The organism is Providencia vermicola (assembly GCF_020381325.1).
In the GTDB taxonomy this organism is placed as follows: Bacteria; Pseudomonadota; Gammaproteobacteria; order Enterobacterales; family Enterobacteriaceae; genus Providencia; species Providencia vermicola.
Genome location: NZ_JAGSPI010000004.1, coordinates 114,168 through 132,755 on the forward strand (window position 1 = coordinate 114,168; position 18,588 = coordinate 132,755).

The 18,588-nt window shown below is 38.0% G+C and carries 17 protein-coding genes and 1 other RNA gene; 9 read left to right on the forward strand and 9 right to left on the reverse strand.

From position 1 onward, the window contains the following. Nucleotides 1–31: 31 nt before the first annotated feature. Nucleotides 32–1,477 carry a Tle-like phospholipase domain-containing protein gene (locus KDJ85_RS07165; protein WP_225819060.1) on the reverse strand — a complete coding sequence of 482 codons (1,446 nt, stop codon included), beginning with the start codon at nucleotides 1,475–1,477 and terminating at the stop codon, nucleotides 32–34. A gap of 158 nt (nucleotides 1,478–1,635) precedes the next feature. Further along, a complete protein-coding gene (gene grcA, locus KDJ85_RS07170) occupies nucleotides 1,636–2,019 on the reverse strand; it encodes an autonomous glycyl radical cofactor GrcA (protein ID WP_225819061.1) in 384 nt (127 codons plus the stop codon). Nucleotides 2,020–2,403: 384 nt separating this feature from the next. Between grcA and ung the strand changes: the two genes are divergently transcribed. Then, complete coding sequence (gene ung / locus KDJ85_RS07175) at nucleotides 2,404–3,084, forward strand: uracil-DNA glycosylase (protein ID WP_225819062.1); 681 nt, start codon at nucleotides 2,404–2,406, stop codon at nucleotides 3,082–3,084. 55 nt (nucleotides 3,085–3,139) lie between these two features. Here the strand turns inward: ung and grpE are convergent, their stop codons facing one another. Further along, nucleotides 3,140–3,733 carry a nucleotide exchange factor GrpE gene (gene grpE, locus KDJ85_RS07180; RefSeq protein WP_225819063.1) on the reverse strand — a complete coding sequence of 198 codons (594 nt, stop codon included), beginning with the start codon at nucleotides 3,731–3,733 and terminating at the stop codon, nucleotides 3,140–3,142. A gap of 101 nt (nucleotides 3,734–3,834) precedes the next feature. Here grpE and nadK point away from each other — a divergent pair, with 101 nt between their 5' ends. From nadK to bamE, 3 genes are all read left to right on the forward strand, one after another. Beyond that, entirely contained in the window at nucleotides 3,835–4,734 is a 900-nt protein-coding gene (gene nadK / locus KDJ85_RS07185; RefSeq protein WP_225819064.1) for an NAD(+) kinase, read from the forward strand. Nucleotides 4,735–4,819: 85 nt separating this feature from the next. Beyond that, nucleotides 4,820–6,481: a DNA repair protein RecN gene (gene recN / locus KDJ85_RS07190; RefSeq protein ID WP_225819065.1), complete on the forward strand. Its 1,662-nt coding sequence runs from the start codon at nucleotides 4,820–4,822 to the stop codon at nucleotides 6,479–6,481. A 112-nt stretch (nucleotides 6,482–6,593) separates the two neighbouring features. After that, nucleotides 6,594–6,971, forward strand: a complete 378-nt coding sequence (gene bamE, locus KDJ85_RS07195; protein WP_206082529.1) for an outer membrane protein assembly factor BamE — start codon at nucleotides 6,594–6,596, stop codon at nucleotides 6,969–6,971. A 171-nt stretch (nucleotides 6,972–7,142) separates the two neighbouring features. Here the strand turns inward: bamE and KDJ85_RS07200 are convergent, their stop codons facing one another. Next, nucleotides 7,143–7,439, reverse strand: coding sequence for an RnfH family protein (locus KDJ85_RS07200; protein WP_225819242.1), 297 nt, complete (start codon nucleotides 7,437–7,439; stop codon nucleotides 7,143–7,145). After that, on the reverse strand, nucleotides 7,432–7,866 hold the full coding sequence (locus tag KDJ85_RS07205) for a type II toxin-antitoxin system RatA family toxin (protein ID WP_225819066.1): 435 nt from the start codon (nucleotides 7,864–7,866) through the stop codon (nucleotides 7,432–7,434). The genes KDJ85_RS07200 and KDJ85_RS07205 overlap by 8 nt, the downstream gene beginning before the upstream one ends. Nucleotides 7,867–8,019: 153 nt before the next feature. Here KDJ85_RS07205 and smpB point away from each other — a divergent pair, with 153 nt between their 5' ends. The 5 genes from smpB to KDJ85_RS07230 all read left to right on the forward strand — a co-directional run bounded on the left by smpB (nucleotide 8,020) and on the right by KDJ85_RS07230 (nucleotide 14,776). After that, nucleotides 8,020–8,502 (forward strand): SsrA-binding protein SmpB, encoded by a 483-nt coding sequence (smpB, locus tag KDJ85_RS07210; RefSeq protein ID WP_206082532.1) that lies wholly within the window; start codon nucleotides 8,020–8,022, stop codon nucleotides 8,500–8,502. A 48-nt stretch (nucleotides 8,503–8,550) separates the two neighbouring features. After that, nucleotides 8,551–8,914: a transfer-messenger RNA gene (gene ssrA / locus KDJ85_RS07215) on the forward strand. A gap of 181 nt (nucleotides 8,915–9,095) precedes the next feature. After that, on the forward strand, nucleotides 9,096–10,337 hold the full coding sequence (locus KDJ85_RS07220; RefSeq protein WP_225819067.1) for an integrase: 1,242 nt from the start codon (nucleotides 9,096–9,098) through the stop codon (nucleotides 10,335–10,337). Nucleotides 10,338–10,671: 334 nt separating this feature from the next. After that, nucleotides 10,672–13,050, forward strand: coding sequence for an OLD family protein (locus KDJ85_RS07225; protein WP_225819068.1), 2,379 nt, complete (start codon nucleotides 10,672–10,674; stop codon nucleotides 13,048–13,050). A 16-nt stretch (nucleotides 13,051–13,066) separates the two neighbouring features. Further along, nucleotides 13,067–14,776, forward strand: a complete 1,710-nt coding sequence (locus KDJ85_RS07230) for a LeoA/HP0731 family dynamin-like GTPase (RefSeq protein WP_225819069.1) — start codon at nucleotides 13,067–13,069, stop codon at nucleotides 14,774–14,776. Nucleotides 14,777–14,886: 110 nt separating this feature from the next. On the opposite strand, the gene KDJ85_RS07235 is transcribed toward KDJ85_RS07230, so the two are convergent. From KDJ85_RS07235 to KDJ85_RS07250, 4 genes are all read right to left on the reverse strand, one after another. Further along, entirely contained in the window at nucleotides 14,887–15,795 is a 909-nt protein-coding gene (locus KDJ85_RS07235; protein ID WP_377210592.1) for an IS481 family transposase, read from the reverse strand. Nucleotides 15,796–15,870: 75 nt separating this feature from the next. Next, nucleotides 15,871–16,542: an inovirus Gp2 family protein gene (locus KDJ85_RS07240; protein ID WP_225819070.1), complete on the reverse strand. Its 672-nt coding sequence runs from the start codon at nucleotides 16,540–16,542 to the stop codon at nucleotides 15,871–15,873. Nucleotides 16,543–16,845: 303 nt separating this feature from the next. After that, nucleotides 16,846–18,339: a YfjI family protein gene (locus KDJ85_RS07245; RefSeq protein WP_225819071.1), complete on the reverse strand. Its 1,494-nt coding sequence runs from the start codon at nucleotides 18,337–18,339 to the stop codon at nucleotides 16,846–16,848. Nucleotides 18,340–18,368: 29 nt separating this feature from the next. Further along, nucleotides 18,369–18,578 carry a helix-turn-helix transcriptional regulator gene (locus tag KDJ85_RS07250; RefSeq protein ID WP_109911354.1) on the reverse strand — a complete coding sequence of 70 codons (210 nt, stop codon included), beginning with the start codon at nucleotides 18,576–18,578 and terminating at the stop codon, nucleotides 18,369–18,371. Nucleotides 18,579–18,588 lie beyond the last annotated feature (10 nt).

Genomic DNA, 18,588 nt, shown 5'->3' on the forward strand with positions numbered 1-18,588 from the left:
ACCAATCAAACGGGTTTCGGCCCGTTTTTATTTAATTCATCATATGAATAATTTTTTCTCGCATTTTTTTCCCTTCTTGCGTTAATGCATCATATTTAATGATGTGATTATTAATAATATCTTTGCAATCAAAACCTTGATTGTTTTTTACCCGCCAATCTGCCCCATTGACTAACAACAATTCAGCAACATCTAAAGCATGACTATTTAAAGCATCATGGAGTGGTGTATTTCCTAAATTATCTTTTATATCAACCAGTAAACCATTATCTAACAATATTTTAGACTGCATCACTCGGCCACTTTGAGCCGCTACATGTAAAATACTTTTTTGCTGGATTAATTGTGTATTTTTAATGGCTTGCCCATACTGTGAATCGAGCAGGATTTGCATAAACTGCCCATTCATAGCCCTTGCTGATTGATTCGCTAAAAAATCAAGGTCACATGCTTTATTATGACATTCTAAAAGATTTGAAAACTCAACAACATTGCCTTTTCTAATGGCACTTTTACAACTTTCTTGCCAATTAATTTTTTGTTGCTCTTCGATGATTGGGAACACTTTTAGCGGGAGCTCGACAGCTTTATCATACTCCCCAGTAATCGCATTCCAATTATTCCACGGTTTATGTTTACACATCACCTTAATAATTTTAACCATCGTATGTGCAATAAAACTTCTTGTTAAGAATCGGTGTGGTAACCAATTTTTCCAAGAACTCTGTTCGCTATAAGCCATTTTAATACGCGTTCCCAGCGCTGAAGGGATAGGTAAAGTATTTTGTAAAGAATCAAGCCAGTCATATTGCACAGTATAAAATCGTATCAGCCCTTCATTCGCCATTCGTTCCGCAGCATCATAATCAAGCCCGATCTTATTTACCGTATTCCTTGCAAGCCCTGCGGGGCTAAACACAACTGCAGGGCTATGGCTCGCCAATGCGGCAATTGACGCAAGGCCACCACCTAATGAATGCCCCGTACAAATCAGATTTCCTCTTACTGCGTTAAATAAAATATTGGTCAAACCAACAGATTGATAATACTGGGGTTCATACTGCCCTAAGCCTTGACGGATGTTGGCATAGAAATCCACAATATCGTTTGTACCAGCAAAACAAAGAATATATAAATTATTAAATCTGCATATATTGGCTTGAAATCCTGAGGATACGTCACCAAGTAACTCTGTATCAATACCTAATGCATTCAATTGAGGCGTATTTAATCTCTCTACACCTAACATCTGTTCCCAATCTGTATGGTAAGCCCCATACGATAACATGGCTAAAACAAAGTCTTTTTTTTGTGCGTCACAGCCAAAAAAATGTTCTTTTAACGTATTTTTTGGCCAACGCTCTCTTTCACATAATGAAATATCTAAACTGCGATTTTGCAAGTAAATGTCTAATCCTTCCCGAGCAAGAGAAAGGCCATCCACAGAATCAAGTGTTGGTTGTATTGAAAAAGGCATGAATTCTCCCTAACAAATGCGTATGTTGGAAGAGCATTGGAAGCTAAATAGCAGTGAAGAGAAATAATCAACTTTATTAGAGGCAAATAAAAAGCCATTGATATCAATGGCTTTAGAATTTATTATACTGTACTAGATGTAATAGTGTTTAAACTTTATTACAGGCTTTCAGTGAAAGTACGAGTAATAACATCACGTTGTTGTTCAGGGGTTAATGAGTTAAAACGAACCGCATAACCAGAAACACGGATAGTTAATTGTGGGTATTTTTCTGGGTTTTTCACTGCATCTTCTAACGTTTCACGGCTTAATACGTTAACGTTTAAGTGCTGTCCACCTTCTACACGTACAGTTGGCTTCATTTCCAGTGGAACTTCGCGATATTCAAAAGCACCTAATTCATTTTTATCAACGATTTGGCCTTCATTATAATCTGCTTTAGCACAAACACAGCGAACTTCATTTTTCTCGTTATCCAGTAACCAGAAAGAATTCAGTAATGCTGCATTATCAGTTTTAGTAATTTGAATACCTGTAATCATGTCGACCTCCACGTTCGAACTTGATTGCGCCCGATTTTTTATATCAATCAAAGCTGCATTAACCATCAATCTTATGTAAATTTGCAATTGGATATTTGGTCTAACCAATGTCTATAGTTATTTTATACCAGCTCAACAGGTCACTTTCTTTGATATTTATCAATTGTTCCGTATAGCAATTAATCAAATCCATTCAACTTTATGATTTAAATCAATATTCGCCATAATGAATTTTTAATTATTTTTATAGATTTTCAAATTAATTTGAAGCGTAATTATAAAGATCAGGGCTTTATCTCTGCCCAACGAACCAGTAAGCTTATTACCATCATTTGGTTCAGTTATAAATTGCGCCAGCCAACATTCATTGTTATGGAAAATTTCATGTCAAATACCATTACATGGCACGACGTTATTGGCCCCGAAAAAGTAAAACCGTATTTTAAAGAAACATTAGCCTATGTCGCACAACAGCGCCAAGCAGGTAAAATAATCTATCCTCCGCAAGATGATGTTTTTAATGCTTTTCGCTATACCGAACTTGCTGATATTAAAGTCGTTATTTTGGGTCAAGACCCTTACCATGGTCCAGGCCAAGCCCATGGACTTTCCTTTTCAGTTTTGCCTGGCATTAAGCCACCACCGTCCCTTGTGAACATGTATAAAGAACTCGAAAACGATATCGAAGGGTTTACAAGACCATCACATGGTTATCTACTGAGTTGGGCTCAGCAAGGTGTATTACTACTTAATACTGTACTCACTGTTGAACAAGCTAATGCGCACTCTCATGCACATTTAGGGTGGGAAACATTTACAGATAAAGTTATTGAAGCTATTAATGAAAATACCAAAGGTGTAGTCTTTTTACTCTGGGGTGCCCATGCGCAGAAAAAAGGGAAAATCATTGATACCAAACGCCATTATGTTTTAAAAGCACCGCATCCCTCCCCGCTTTCTGCGCATCGCGGCTTTTTAGGTTGTGGGCATTTTTCACAGACCAATGAAATTTTAACTCAGCAAGGTAAAGCGCCAATTGACTGGAATCCAGTTATTAACGAATAGCTGCATATTTTAGGTAAGCAAAAAAATGGGATACACATGTATCCCATTTAAACAATTATTTCGAAACAATAACCATTGCTGGTCTGAGTAATCGGTTATTTAACGTATACCCTTTTTGCATCACGTTAATCACATGATTAGGTTGGTGGTCAGGTGATTCAATCATTGTCATTGCTTGATGAACTTCAGGGTTGAATGGCACATTCGCATCCCCCACAGGTTCGATACCAAACTTAGCGACAGCATCCAAGAACGTTTTCAGCGTTAAATCTAGCCCTTCTAACATGGCTTTAGATTGCTCATTATCGCGATCAGCAGCATCGATCGCACGTTCCAAATTATCAATCACAGGTAAAAGCTCATTTGAGAATTTCTCAAGTGCAAATTTATGTGCTTTTTCAATATCTTGCTCTGTACGACGACGAATATTTTCGATTTCAGCATGAGCGCGTAACATTGCTTCTCGTTCGGTCTTTTGTGAAGCGGCTAATTGCTCTTCAAGCTCAGCAATACGCGCTGCTAACGCTTGTTCATTTGCTTGTGCATCTTCTACTTGCTGGGCGTTCACTTCTTGCTCTGCTTGAACTTTTTGTGATTCATTTAACTCAGAAGCTTGCTCATCATGCATGTTTTGGTCTTTACTACTCATGAATATCTCCGCGTATTTAGCATTAATCCCATATATGAGAGTATTATGGGGATCTAATACAGGGATTCAAGGGAAGTCATACAATGAGAGGCCAAAAAAGTATGCAAAAGGACAATAATACAGCACATTCTCACTTCAAAACGATAGGCATTGTCGGGCACCCAAGGCATCCTGAAGCGTTAGCAACCCATGAACTGATTTATCACTGGTTAATTTCAAAAAATTACCATGCCATTATCGACAAACAAGTTGCTAAAGACTTGAAGTTAACAAATGCGACAACTGGCACATTAACTGAAATTGGCCAACAAGCCGATTTAGTCATCGTCGTGGGAGGGGACGGTAACATGTTAGGTGCAGCCCGTATATTATCTCGCTATAACAATAAAGTTATTGGTGTGAATCGTGGAAATTTAGGTTTTCTAACTGACCTTGACCCCGATAATGCCTTACAGCAACTTTCACGCGTGCTTGAAGGAGAATACCGTGAAGAACAACGTTTTCTTCTTGAAGCTCAAGTGATTAAGGCTAATCAAAAAGCGCGGAAGAGCAGTGCGATCAATGAAATCGTACTCCACCCTGGGAAAGTCGCTCATATGATTGAGTTTGAAGTTTATATTGATGATAAATTTGCATTCTCACAACGTTCTGATGGGTTAATTATTGCTACACCAACAGGCTCAACAGCCTATTCGCTATCGGCAGGAGGCCCTATTTTAACTCCTAATCTGGATGCCATTGTCTTAGTTCCCATGTTCCCACACACACTATCTTCTCGTCCTTTAGTCATCAGCAGCGACAGTAGTATACGCTTGAAATTCTTACGCACGAATATTGATTATGAAGTCAGTTGCGATAGCCAAATTATGTTGCCAATTCAAGATGGTGAAGAGGTTATTGTAAAACGCAGTAATAAAAACCTCAATTTAGTTCATCCTAAAGATTATAATTATTTCAATACGTTAAGTTCAAAATTAGGATGGGCAAAAAAAACTTTCTAATTATTTTACTCTGCCTCTTTACTGTATAAAAAAACAGGATAAACTGTATGAAAACACAGGTGTGTATTTTTACAGGAGAGCGCAGATGCTTACTCAATTAACTATCAGTAATTTTGCTATCGTTCGTGAATTAGAAATTGATTTTCGTAGCGGTATGACAGCCATCACTGGTGAAACTGGTGCGGGTAAATCTATTGCAATTGATGCGCTTGGCCTGTGTTTAGGTAACCGTGGTGAAGCCAATATGGTTCGTCCTGGTGCTCAACGGGCTGACCTCTGTGCCCGCTTCTCTCTATCTGATGCAAAAATAGCCGCAAATTGGTTGGTAGAACACCAACTTGATAATCAAAACGAATGTTTATTGCGCCGTACTATTGCCTCTGATGGGCGCTCAAGGGGCTTTATCAATGGCACATCGGTTCCCTTATCTCAACTCAGAGAATTAGGCACCCTATTAATCCAAATTCATGGCCAACATGCTCACCAACTGTTGCTTGATAATACTCATCAAAAATCCTTACTTGATGCCTATGCAAATCAGCAAGAATTGCTTGTACAAATGAAAAAAGCATGGCAAACATGGCATGATTCCTGTCAGCAACTCGCTGTATTTCAAAAGCAAATGCAAGAACGTGAATCACGTCAGCAACTGCTGGATTACCATTTAAAAGAGCTTAATGAATTTCTTCCTGTCCAAGGTGAATTTGAGGAAATTGACCAAGAATACAAACAACTCGCCAATCATGGTCAATTTTTAACGATTGGGCAAAATACAGCACAAATTTTGTCTGAAGATGATGGTGCTAATGTCATCAGCCTGCTAAACATGGCAAAAAGTGAATTAACCGATCTTGTTGCACTAAACCCTAAATTCTCAGGGTTACTTGATATGCTCGAAGAAGCATCAATACAAGTCAGTGAAGTCAGCGATGAAATAAAACATTATTGCGACCAATATGAGCTAGATCCTAATCGCTTGTTTGAACTTGAACAGCGCATTTCTAAGCAAATTAGCTTAGCGCGCAAGCATCGCATTGCTCCCGAGGCTCTACCTGAATTATTTCAACAGCTTTCATCTGAACAAGCGCAAATTGCTAACCAAAACGAAGATTGTGAGGCACTAAATGCACAAGTCTTTGCTGACCACCAAAAAGCTCTCTCTTACGCAGAACGCTTGCACCATGTTCGTTTACATTATGCACAAGAACTCAGCACACTTATTACAAATAGCATGCACCAATTATCAATGCCTCATGGCTTATTCACAATTGATGTAAAATTTATACCAGAACAACTCCAAATTGATGGCGCTTGTAAAATTGAATTCAATGTTACAACCAATCCAGGGCAGCCACATCAAGCACTAGCAAAAGTCGCTTCAGGTGGCGAACTTTCACGCATAGCTCTTGCTATCCAAGTGATTACTGCGAAAAAAATGGATACCCCCGCATTAATTTTCGATGAGGTTGATGTTGGTATTAGTGGCCCTACTGCTGCCATTGTGGGTAAATTATTACGTGAACTCGGCGAATCGACGCAAGTGATGTGTGTAACGCATCTACCACAAGTTGCGGGATGTGGTCATCATCATTTTTATGTGAGCAAAGAAACAAATGGCATTGAAACTGAAACTCACATGCAATTATTAGATAAAAAAGCAAGATTACAAGAACTTGCAAGGCTTCTAGCAGGTTCTGAGGTCACAAAAAACACGTTGGCAAATGCAAAAGAATTGCTTGCAGCGTAATTTTTGACAACTTTTTTGCGCTCATGTGGTCTTAGAGTCGATAAGGAAGGTTTTAAAATGTATCAATGTCGATTATCATTGATGTTCTGACTCCAAAAGGAATGAGATATCCATGCGTTATAAATTGTTAACTGCTGCTGCACTATCACTCGCATTAATGTCTACGGGCTGTTCAATGATGGAACGTCTTGTCTATCACCCAGACATTAACCAAGGTAATTACCTCACAGCGAAAGATGTTGCTAAGATCCAAAAAGGAATGACACAGCAACAGGTCGCTTATACTTTGGGCACACCAATGTTATCCGACCCGTTTGGTACTCAAACCTGGTATTACGTATTCCGTCAAGAGCTGGGGCATGATCCGGTCAAGCAAGAAACTCTGACACTTATTTTTGATCGCAACGGTATTCTTACTGACATCAAAAATGAGAAGAACCTTGCAGCTCAGGAATCGATGGAAGCTGCTGAGACTAAAACCGCTGACTAATAATGCATATGCATTAATATAGAACTAAAAATGTAACTACCCATAACCGAGCCTTAGCAGGTAGTTACTTGTGTTTTTATAAATGTCTGATAATGCCTTCTAGGCTATAAAGTCACAGCAAACATAAACAAAAAACCGAGCAAATAGCTCGGTTTATCAATTAACTGAAGTTTAATTACTTTTCGCTTCTTTCGATTTTTCAGCACGCTTACGGCGTAATTCTTTTGGATCTGCAAGCAAAGGACGATAGATTTCAATCCGCTCCCCATCTTGCACAGTATCAGAAAGTTTTGCAGGACGACTATATATCCCTACTTTATTTTTTTTTAAATCAATATCGTCACGCAGTGAAAGAATACCTGAAGCGATAATTGCCTCTTCTATTGTTACACCTTCAGTAAGCTTTACGGATAGTAAATATTGCTTCTCTGGCAGTGCATACACCACTTCAACATTGATATCAGACACTATAAACATCCTTAGCTCTTAATGTAAAAGCCTGAACCATATTATTAGCAAGCTCTTTAAATATTTTGCCAAATGCTAGTTCTATCAGTTTATTGGTGAATTCAAAATCAAGATGAAACTCGATTTTACAAGCATCCGCACTGAGAGGAATAAATCTCCATCCGCCAGACAACTTACTAAACGGCCCTTCTACTAATTGCATATGTATGCACTTATTGTCTTCAAGCACATTTTTGGTAACGAACGTTTTGCTAATTCCCGCTTTGGATACCTCAACAGAAGCCGTCATTTCCTCAGCACTGTGACTGATAATACGACTCCCCACACACCCAGGTAAAAAGCTTGGGTATGAAATCACATCATTTACGAGTTTATACATTTGTTCTGCGCTAAAAGGGACTAACGCAGAGCGACTAATCTGTGGCATATCAATTCCTATCCCTAAAAACTGGGCATATAATAGCACTATTGATTGGTTAAACAAAAAACAAAACCCACACAGGGCAAGAAATGCACAATCAAAAAAATATCAACGCAGAAAGATTTCTTTCGACTCAGCTTACAGTATAATGATTGCACTATGACAAAGAAAAAACCATATAAACCCGGTTCAGCAACAATTGCTATGAACAAGCGTGCTCGCCACGAATATTCTATCGAAGAGGAGTTCGAGGCGGGTTTGTCCCTACAAGGTTGGGAAGTTAAATCACTGCGTGCTGGCAAAGCCAACATCGGTGATAGTTACGTATTACTGAGAGATGGCGAAGCCTATTTATTTGGTGCTAACTTTACGCCTCTTAACGTTGCTTCTACTCATGTTGTTTGTGATCCAACACGTAGTCGTAAACTATTGTTAAATCAACGTGAATTAGACACCCTTTATGGTAAAGTCAACCGTGAAGGTTACACCGTCATCGCACTTTCTCTCTATTGGAAAAATGCATGGTGTAAAGTAAAAATCGGTGTTGCAAAGGGTAAAAAAGCCCACGATAAGCGTTCTGATATCAAAGAACGTGAATGGCAACTTGATAAAGCACGTATAATGAAACATTCTAATCGCTAAGTCCTAGCTTTATAGGATAATTTTCTGTTATACTGCGTTCAACAACTTGGGGCTGATTCTGGATTCGACGGGATTTGCGAAACCCAAGGTGCATGCCGAGGGGCGGTTGGCCTCGTAAAAAGCCGCAAAAAAATAGTCGCAAACGACGAAAACTACGCTTTAGCAGCTTAATAACCTGCTTAGAGCCCTCTCTCCCTAGCCTCCGCTCTTAGGACGGGGATCAAGAGAGGTCAAACCCAAAAGAGATCGCGTGAATGCCTTGCCTGGGGTTGCAGCGTTAAATTTAATCAGGATAGTTTGTTGATGGCGTGTCTGTCCGCAGTTGGCAAATGAATTTAAAGACTAGACTAAGCATGTAGTACCGAGGATGTAGAAATTTCGGACGCGGGTTCAACTCCCGCCAGCTCCACCAAATTATCTTCTAAGGACGTCCAAAGAAGACTGAAAAGCCCGCTAACTCAATGAGTTACGGGCTTTTTTATGTCCTACGCTGTCCTATTTTATCCCACCCAAGCTAATTCCTTTAGGCCCATTGATAGGCCCAACGAAAAGAACTAACATCTTTGTTGGGCCTAAACGCATGGAGATTTTTCATGGCAAGAAAAACAAAGCCATTAACCGATACCGAAATCAAAGCAGCTAAACCACAGGACAAGGACTATCAGCTGTATGATGGTGATGGACTCACACTGCTAATCAAATCTAGCGGAAGCAAGTTATGGCAATTCCGTTACTACCGCCCGTATACAAAACAAAGGACCAAACAAAGTTTTGGGGCCTACCCTGCAGTCACACTTTCAGATGCTAGAAAACTTAGAGCAGAATCTCGCTCATTACTGGCAAAAGATATTGACCCTCAAGAATATCAGAAAGATCAAATAAGAAACTCTCAAGAGGCTAAAACCAATACCTTTCAACTTGTCGCTGAACGTTGGTGGGAAGTGAAGAAGTCCACCGTAACCGAAGATTATGGTAATGATATCTGGCGCTCACTTGAACGAGATGTGTTCCCTGCCATTGGTGACATCAGCGTTACCGATATCAAAGCGCATATATTGGTTCAAGCAATACAACCGGTTCAAGCTAGAGGTGCGCTAGAAACGGTTCGTCGCCTATGTCAGCGTATCAACGAAGTGATGATCTATGCTCAAAATACTGGCTTAATTGATGCCGTACCGAGTATCAATATTGGCAAAGCTTTTGAAAAACCCAAGAAAAAGAATATGCCAAGTATTCCCCCTGATCAGCTACCAAAGCTCATGCAGACAATGCGTACAGCTAATATTATCTTACCTACCAGATGTTTGTTTATGTGGCAGCTACTCACCATCTCGCGCCCTGCCGAAGCCGCTGAAGCCCGTTGGGATGAAATCAACTTTGAAACCAAGGAATGGAAGATACCGGCTGCTAGAATGAAGATGAACCGTGAGCACACCGTTCCATTGTCTGACGCTGCTTTAGCTATTCTAGAGCTAATGAAACCACTCAGTGGTCATCGTGAGTTTATCTTTCCTAGCCGTATCAAGCCTGCCCAACCGATGAATAGCCAAACCGTCAATGCAGCATTAAAACGCGCTGGGTTCGGCGGTGTCTTGGTTTCTCACGGTCTACGCTCAATTGCTAGTACCGCCCTAAATGAGCAAGGCTTCCCACCCGATGTTATTGAAGCCGCCCTTGCCCACGTTGATAAAAACGAAGTTAGACGTGCCTATAATCGTAGTGACTACCTAGAGCAAAGACGCCCTATGATGCAATGGTGGGCTGATTTTATTGAATCGGCTGACAGGGGAAGTATTATAGAAGGCGGGATAAGGGGAATATCGTTAGTTGGGTAATTTACTGTGTACCAGCTAAATTTAGCTGGTACTATACTCAAAGTTAACAGAAATACATGGTAAGTTCATTGGGACATTTATGGAACTCGAACAATGATGATATAAATATTGAATACATGTCCCTTCAGGGATAGGTTCTTAATAAATTTTTTACTATCTTTCTGATTATTCATCAAAAAAACATTCTAAATATGCTTATAAGGTATTGATAATTATTTTATCAGAATATATTAAAAACATTTAAAAATATCTTATACTTATCTAAAATAGTTTCAATATAGTGATTTACCATCACCATAAAATTAATAAAAAAGTAATAAATGAAAGGGAAGCCATGTACGAACTATCTAACGAAATATATGAGAAAATTCAGAAACAAATACAAGCGGTTACAGGAAAATTAACAGAAGAACAACTTGATGAACGATTAGCAGAAGATATTTCTGATGCAATGGACAACTTAAGTTTACTCAACAACCATATTCAAGAAGAACTAGAAAAATTAAAAGAAAATAGCGAATGGAAACGTTTTACTATTGCTTTTTATGGTGAAACCAATGCAGGTAAATCAACTTTAATTGAAGCTTTACGTTTATATCTCTGCGAAAAAACTAAAAAAGAGAGTCAGTCAAAGTTTAAAGAAATCCAACAGCAGCTTGGATTAACGCAAGAAGCATTTGATAAAGTTTGTCGTATAATTATGGATATGACGAAAGCGATTGAAGAAATACAACAAGAAATAACCGAATTGTCGAAAAAATATGCTGAGCCAATTATACAAGCAGAGTTAACCATTCGCCAAACAAAAGAGAAAAACATCCAAGAGTCAAAAATATTGGCAACAAGACATAACAATACGATAAACGAAATTGAGTCTGAAATTTTTAACTTAAGTGAATTAGTGGAAAAACTAAAAGCAGAGCAAACTTGGATACAAAAAATAATAGCCTGCTTCTTCAAATCTCATGAAGAAAAACAGCTTATTGAGCTTGAAGATCACTGTTCACAAGTGAAGAAACAACAACAAATTAAGCAGCAAAAACTCCTACAATGCCAACAACAAGAAAAACAACAGGCAACTGCGGCTCTTCAACAAATACAAGAGAAAAAACAGCAAGAACTCACCCTATTAAGTCAAAAGGAGCAAAAGCTACAACAAAAACAACAACAAGCTGAGCGAGAAAAAAACCGTTTAGATAATGATGCTAAGAAATTAACCGATTTTGCTGATGGGCAGATTATTGGGGATGGTCGTTCTGATTTTACTCGTAATAATACTTCTTTCGACTTTAATGTCGATGGACAAGCATTTTCTTTAATTGATGTTCCGGGTATCGAAGGTGATGAAACGATTGTAAGTACGCCAATTGAAGAGGCTGTACGCAAAGCCCACGCTGTATTTTATGTTACTCGTACAGCACGCCCACCACAAACGAGTGATGGTGAAAATGTAACGACAAAAGGAACGCTGGAAAGAATTAAAAAACATCTTGCCGCACAAAGTGAAGTATGGTCTATATACAACCACCCTGCGAACAGTCCGCGTCAACTCACATCACCACTATTAAATGAAGATAACAGTAACAGTTTGGCGGCCATGAATGAAAAATTAAAATCAGAATTACAAGAACAATACTACGGAAGCTTAGTTGTAAGTGCTCGCCCAGCTTATCTCGCACTGACAGAATGTATCGTACCTGGTAGCAAAGAAGCCAGAGAACAAAAAAAGTTTTTAGACAAATTTGGTGACCCAAAAACCATTTTATCATTAAGTGGTGTGACTGATTTTATCACTCATTTAAAGACTGCAATTATTGGCGATTACAGAAATAAAATTAAGCAATCAAATTTAAATAAAGCTTATAAAACACTCAAAGAGTCTTTAACTGAATTACAAAAATTGCAAACTGAATTTTCTAATTTAAATAGAAATGTAAAAAGTGAAGTTTCAAATGCAAAATCAAAAATTAATGCTGCTTTAGATGAATTTATCGGCACATTAAATGCTATAGGGAGTAAAATTTGCCGTAATTTTCACGATCAGGTACAAACGCATATTTACGAAAGAATTGATAATGATATAAGCAATGATGAATTTAAACGCGATCTAAAAAATATATTAGAAAAAAAAGCTATCACTATACAAAGTGATCTTAAACATGCTATTGAAAATGAAGCCGATATTTTTGGTGAAAAAATTAGAAATATTATTGACCGTTCAAGTCAACATTTAAAGAATATTGTTATCAAACAAAATAACAATCTTAATTTTCAACAAAATTTTAAATTTAATATTAATGTTGATAATGGACTACAAATAAGTGGATTAATTGCTAGTGGTGTTGGTGGTGCTCTGGGTATTGCTTTTTTGGCAACAAATCCTGTGGGATGGACGCTAGCATTTGTTGGAGGAGCAATCGCCCTAGTTGGTTCATTAGTTGGTATAGCAAAATCTATTTGGGGATTTTTTGACTCAGGTTATAAAAAATCCCAACAAAAAAAAGAAGTTAATAAGATCTTACGTAATGCAAATGGAACCGTCGAAAAAGAGATAAATAAAATCATAGGAGAAATTCAGCAAGAAATGCTGGTAGAAGTGCAAAAGATCCAAAGTGAACTTGAGCTGCCAGTAAAACAATGTACTGCTATCAATAACTCATTAAGACAAGCTAATACTGAATTAACGACTATCGCTAACCATATTAAATACTAAATAAAAAGGAATTGTTATGAGTAATACTGTAACTGAATTTAAATATCAGCAAGAAAAGAACTATCAAATACTACAAAAATTAGCTGAATTTATTGAAAAAGGACGTGATTTTGGTTTAGAGCCAGATGTAAATTTAATCAAAAAATTAACAACAGCACTCAAAACTGCAGAGGAAAAAATATTAAAAGTAGCTTTGATTGGTGGTTTTTCTGAAGGTAAAACATCCATTGCATCCGCTTGGTTAGAACGTTTAGATAAAAGTATGAATATTAGCCAGCAGGAGTCATCTAATGAAGTGCAAGTATACCGTTTAGATGACGACATTGAGCTAATTGATACTCCTGGATTATTCGGTTTTAAAGAACAACTCAATAGTGCTGGAGAAATTGAAAAATATAAAGAAATAACAAAAAAATATGTTAGTGAAGCACATTTAGTGCTGTATGTTATGAATTCAGTTAACCCAGTGAAAGAAAGCCATGGAGAGGATTTAACCTGGCTATTTCGTGAACTGAATCTACTTCCTCGTACAATCTTTGTTCTCAGTCGCTTCGATGAAGTCGCTGATATTGAAGATGAATGGGATTATCACGAAAATCTAAAAATAAAAAAACAAAATGTAATTACCCGTTTAAAAAACTTAATTAAGTTGACTGTTCAAGAAGAAAAAAACATAAAAATTGTGGGTATCTCAGCCAATCCATTTGGTGAAGGTACATCCTATTGGTTAGAGCATTTAGATGAATTTAAGGAAATATCCCGAATTGCAACTTTGCAAAAAGCAACACAGCAAACAATAGAACAAAATGGAGGAGCCACTCCTATTGTAATAGAAACTCAAAAAAGCATTATTCAAGACATATTAGGCAAACAAATGCCAATCGTACGGCAACAACAGAGTTTATTAGATGATAAATTGAACCAGCTATCAGATACAACACAACATTTGAAAAATGAATTGGCATCGATAGAAAATAAAATTATCCGCACTCGTATAGAATTAATAAATTTTGTTAATGAGCATTTCACTTCACTTATTCGCCAAGTAAAAGGCACCGATCTAACCACGTTTAACGATTTTTATGAAAATGAAATTGGTGCAGAAGGCATTGTATTAAATACAAAAATAGAAACCGAATTTAGTCGTCAGTGTCAATCTATTTCTAGTGGATTACATCGTATTAGCCTAGATTTTGATAATGAAATAGCTCGATTTGAAACCTCAGTTGGTGCTGATTTAGCTGTCAAAGGTATTTCTAGCCTAAAAAATATCAAACTAAATAATACTCATATATTAGCTGCTCGCGACGGCATTGTCTCTGTAGGTAAAATGGTCGGCGTGGATTTGGCTAAATATATGAAATTTAAGCCCTGGGGAGCTGTTAACTTCGCCGCCAAAGCAAATGCGGCCATTGCTGTGGCTGGTCTTCTTTTGGAAGCATGGGATAGTTATAAAAAGGCCCAAGAAGAAGCTAAATTCAGAGAGCTAGTAGCAGAAATTGTTTCAATGCTAGAAATGCAACGTAAGGGCCTATTAGAAGCGTTAAACGATAAAGATTTTATCAATCAACTTTTCCCTGTTTATCAAGCACTACAAGAAAACCTTAACATTGTTTTGCAAGCAAATGAAAGATCATTTGAACGTAAAAAATCCTTCGATGAATGGCAACATGAGGGAGCTATAATTGAGGGCGAATATCGTATTATCACAGCAAGCTATGCTTAGTTTCCGCAAAAAAACAGGGAAATAACTATTTGTTTAAATAGGGTATTTCCCCTTAATTGTGTCACTCAGAACCTCGGCTGAGGTTAAGTCTTAAAGACTGAGGTTAAGTCTTAAAGACCAAGCTTATTTTTTAACACTTCATACGGTGTTTTACCAGCATGAGCTGAGTGGGGGCGATGATAATTATAAAAAGCCTCCCATTCAGCTAATTTTTCATGTAAATCGACATCATCCTTATAATCGATTAATTGATAAAACTCTTGTTTATCTGTTAAATGAGAACGCTCTACCTTCCCATTCAATCTGGGGGTAGCTGGCTTGATATAAACATGCTCCATCCCGAGATCATGAATATGCCAATTAAATTTTGATTGGAATTCGTGGCCATTATCCGTTCTAATCGTTTTGATTCTAAAGGGAAATTTATTTACAACGTAATTAATAAAATCAATGGCATTAGCCTGATTGTGCTTTTCATAAATTTTAAGTGCTCTGATCCGTGTCGCATCATCAATCGCCGTATATTGAAAACGTTTATTTCGTTGACCATCTGGCGTATTAAAAAATAGGCACTTCACATCAACTTGAACATGGTGCCCAGGCACTTGTTTCTGATAACGTTTAAATAGTGGTTTAGAGCGACTTCGCTGATTTTGGGGAAGTTGGTTTAATTTGTTTCTTAGTAATACATAGTAGCAGCCAGAGCGTGATATTTTGATGTTATGAAACCGCAGAAGATACCAAGCGATGCGCTGGGGGCCAAAATGGTAAGTCGTACGCAGATAAATAACCAGCTCTTCGATATGTTTTGCAACTCTTCTGGTTGGATTTTCAGGACAGGGTTTATTATTGATTAATCCTTTCTCGCCATCTCGTTCATAAGCTCTTTTCCAAGTATAAAAAGTTTCTCTACTGATCCCAAAATGACGACAAGTTTTAGCAATGTTTTTGCTTTCGCGGGCATGATTTAAGATTTTTGTTTTATGTGCAATATCTCGTTTAGCTTTAATATTCATCATATCTGACCTCCGGCTGCAACTAGAAAAAACTAATTGTCAACCGAAGTCCAGACTTTCATACCGAAAGAATACTTATTAAATCTGACTTGTTCCGAAGTTTCTAAAGTCAGTAATGAGCTCCTTGGTATTCATTTTAGCCAGATACGCTATTCGTAATAGGAAATCCAAATAATTGGAATTACTAGTCAGAGCATCTCGTCTATCAAATCGAAATACGGGATTCTCTGGAAAGTTAACTAATGGCGCGTAGTCCGGGTAAACCAAGCCAATAGCACTACACCATGCCCGTTGTATTCTAGTCGCCATATTATTGGCGTCATCTTGTAAATAGTTACCAAGATAATTATAAACGTCAGCATTGAATAACAAAACTAGATGATAGTGTGCGTATTCACTTTCGTTACGTTCTCTTACCCAAACATAATAAGGGAGTGTCGGTGTACCAGAACGTCCAGAACTGTGATGTGCTGCTTTCAGTTGACTTTTCAGTGACTCGATAAAACGGGTAATAGCTCGCTCATCTGTGCGTTGAAAACATACCGGCATATCTGGGGCATCAGGAATATGATCCTGAGCGAATCGTAAATCGACTCGGATTGCAAATACTAGGTTATAGTGTTCTAGTGTATTATCAACTACTGCCAGTAATCGACGAAGAATATAATACGATATGGAGGAATCATAACGATCACTCGCGAGAGTTATCAGGTGATTAAATTCTGGTTCACTTAATGCATAAGATGACATTTTTATTACCTTACTATCATAGAAATAGCGATATCTGTATTCATGTTTAAGCACCTATCGTGTCCATAACACTATAAGTTATAGACACAATAGGTACGGTGATTAGATAATCATTGCTTTGTTGATTGATGAGTGCTATTATTTGAAATTAATATTGCATTCAGTAAGATGGTATATAATACCTATACCGACATAATTCCATCCAATAAAAAACAGACTCCCCCTCCCCAAAACCGCAATAAACCTAGTTTGGTGATATAATCCTACTCACTGATATTATTAAAAATAACTCTGAAGTTATCCTTATTTTGGTGAGTTATTGAGTATGAATACCCCTCTACTACTGAACGGAATATTCAATCGTTCGGCTAGCTCTTCAGGTGTCATTTTTGCACCAATAAATCCCACATAACCAATACCATCTTGAATAAACTTTTTCAGTTTCCCCTCTCTTTCCAATTGGTTAATAGCTGGCTCTAAACGCTCACTATGTCTAACAGCTCTTGGTCCATATTTAATAATATAATTCGTTCTAAAATTATAAGACCCATTACTCACTAAATGACTCTCAAGCCAATCGATTAATTTTTCAGCATCACTTGACTCCCTCGTTTCATCAGTTTTAGCAATAAAGTGATTGAGATACCACTGTGTAATATAAAATGCCGCATTCAAGGTTTCTTCTGTGATCAGCGTTGAATTCGGTGCCATAAAAACCTGCATCACTGCCGCAATTCTCGACGCATGCTCCATATAGCGTGCAATAAAATCTTCATAATGTGATAATGCCGTGTTCCGCTTCATACAATCTGATATGATTCGCTGCTGTTCATACCAGCGTTTTTGTGCCTCCGCCGTTAACGTGATACACTGACGTTCACTGCCATGCTCTCTTCGCAATGTAGCCTTGTCTAAATGGTCGGTCAAAATAGAAGAGAAAGTTTTAAATGCCTGATCGCTCAGTGGTAACGTTTTCAAGTCATCCAGTCGCGTTAAGGAATTGTTCAAATCCACGAGTAAAAAACGGACTAGTCCACCAGAATACCGAAATTTCGTGCCTTTTTTCCTCAAATAGTGATTAAGCAATTCCGGTTGTAACATTAACAAGATGCTAAAACGGGCATCTGAAATAAAGTAGCTGTCGCGTGAAACACGGCTCACCGAAATACTCTCGCCACACCAGAGTGAATTTAATAACGAAATTTTATGAAATAGATTACCGTCAAACAGAGCTCCAGCTTCATCTGAGGCCAATGTTAACACTGGATACCCTTGCCCTAATTCCCGAGTTAATGCCTCGCTGGTGGGATCATTGATAATTAAACGCCGTTGAACCGGCTTAACAGGTGCTTGTTGTAGGCATTCATCTAACTGACGACGAGCCTCAGCCACATCACCTTTATCCTTAAGTACTTTTTGATAATATTTCTCATGAGCTTTTAGCTCTATTTTCCAAATAGCCTCATGTCGTTGATACTCCGCCTGTGCTGAACCATATTCTCTTTTTTGTGTTTTTTCCCACTGAATAACGGGTGCTATCAGCATTCTGAATACCGATGTCTTTTTACTGCCCGACTTGGCAAGCACGAGCGTATAGAGCGAAGTCGGATAACGAAGCCCTTCGATAGGTTGAACATCAACGTTATCCTGACACCCCATCCCCATAACCCCTAATAGGGTGGGTAAAATAATATCTGGGCTCGCCCCTGTTTGAGTGTGTATGTGCCCGATCAGCTGCTGAAAAAATTCAGGTAAAACTTTCAACTGCAAACACAGTTCTGGATTGTCATTTGACATTTTTCTTGCCCCTTAAATTTGATAGACACCTAAACTTCACGTGAAGCAACCCATTTTTCCACCGAACTGTATAGCCATCCAACCGATGAAGCGCCAAGCTTAATTGGTTTTGGAAACGTGTCATCATAATACTTTGAACGTGGATTCAATTTTTCATAAATACTGGAACGTGAAATTCCCAGCGCCTTGGTAAGTTCTGTAATGCGAAGAATACGTAAGGGTTGAATTGATGTTGACATTTTATGTCCT

Bases quoted from the DNA above. Each gene is read 5' to 3' on its own strand.
- KDJ85_RS07165 (WP_225819060.1), bottom strand. From the start codon at position 1,477: ATGCCTTTTTCAATACAACCAACACTTGATTCTGTGGATGGCCTTTCT.
- grcA (WP_225819061.1), bottom strand. From the start codon at position 2,019: ATGATTACAGGTATTCAAATTACTAAAACTGATAATGCAGCATTACTG.
- ung (WP_225819062.1), top strand. From the start codon at position 2,404: ATGTCAAATACCATTACATGGCACGACGTTATTGGCCCCGAAAAAGTA.
- grpE (WP_225819063.1), bottom strand. From the start codon at position 3,733: ATGAGTAGTAAAGACCAAAACATGCATGATGAGCAAGCTTCTGAGTTA.
- nadK (WP_225819064.1), top strand. From the start codon at position 3,835: ATGCAAAAGGACAATAATACAGCACATTCTCACTTCAAAACGATAGGC.
- recN (WP_225819065.1), top strand. From the start codon at position 4,820: ATGCTTACTCAATTAACTATCAGTAATTTTGCTATCGTTCGTGAATTA.
- bamE (WP_206082529.1), top strand. From the start codon at position 6,594: ATGCGTTATAAATTGTTAACTGCTGCTGCACTATCACTCGCATTAATG.
- KDJ85_RS07205 (WP_225819066.1), bottom strand. From the start codon at position 7,866: ATGCCACAGATTAGTCGCTCTGCGTTAGTCCCTTTTAGCGCAGAACAA.
- smpB (WP_206082532.1), top strand. From the start codon at position 8,020: ATGACAAAGAAAAAACCATATAAACCCGGTTCAGCAACAATTGCTATG.
- KDJ85_RS07220 (WP_225819067.1), top strand. From the start codon at position 9,096: ATGGCAAGAAAAACAAAGCCATTAACCGATACCGAAATCAAAGCAGCT.
- KDJ85_RS07225 (WP_225819068.1), top strand. From the start codon at position 10,672: ATGTACGAACTATCTAACGAAATATATGAGAAAATTCAGAAACAAATA.
- KDJ85_RS07230 (WP_225819069.1), top strand. From the start codon at position 13,067: ATGAGTAATACTGTAACTGAATTTAAATATCAGCAAGAAAAGAACTAT.
- KDJ85_RS07235 (WP_377210592.1), bottom strand. From the start codon at position 15,795: ATGATGAATATTAAAGCTAAACGAGATATTGCACATAAAACAAAAATC.
- KDJ85_RS07240 (WP_225819070.1), bottom strand. From the start codon at position 16,542: ATGTCATCTTATGCATTAAGTGAACCAGAATTTAATCACCTGATAACT.
- KDJ85_RS07245 (WP_225819071.1), bottom strand. From the start codon at position 18,339: ATGTCAAATGACAATCCAGAACTGTGTTTGCAGTTGAAAGTTTTACCT.
- KDJ85_RS07250 (WP_109911354.1), bottom strand. From the start codon at position 18,578: ATGTCAACATCAATTCAACCCTTACGTATTCTTCGCATTACAGAACTT.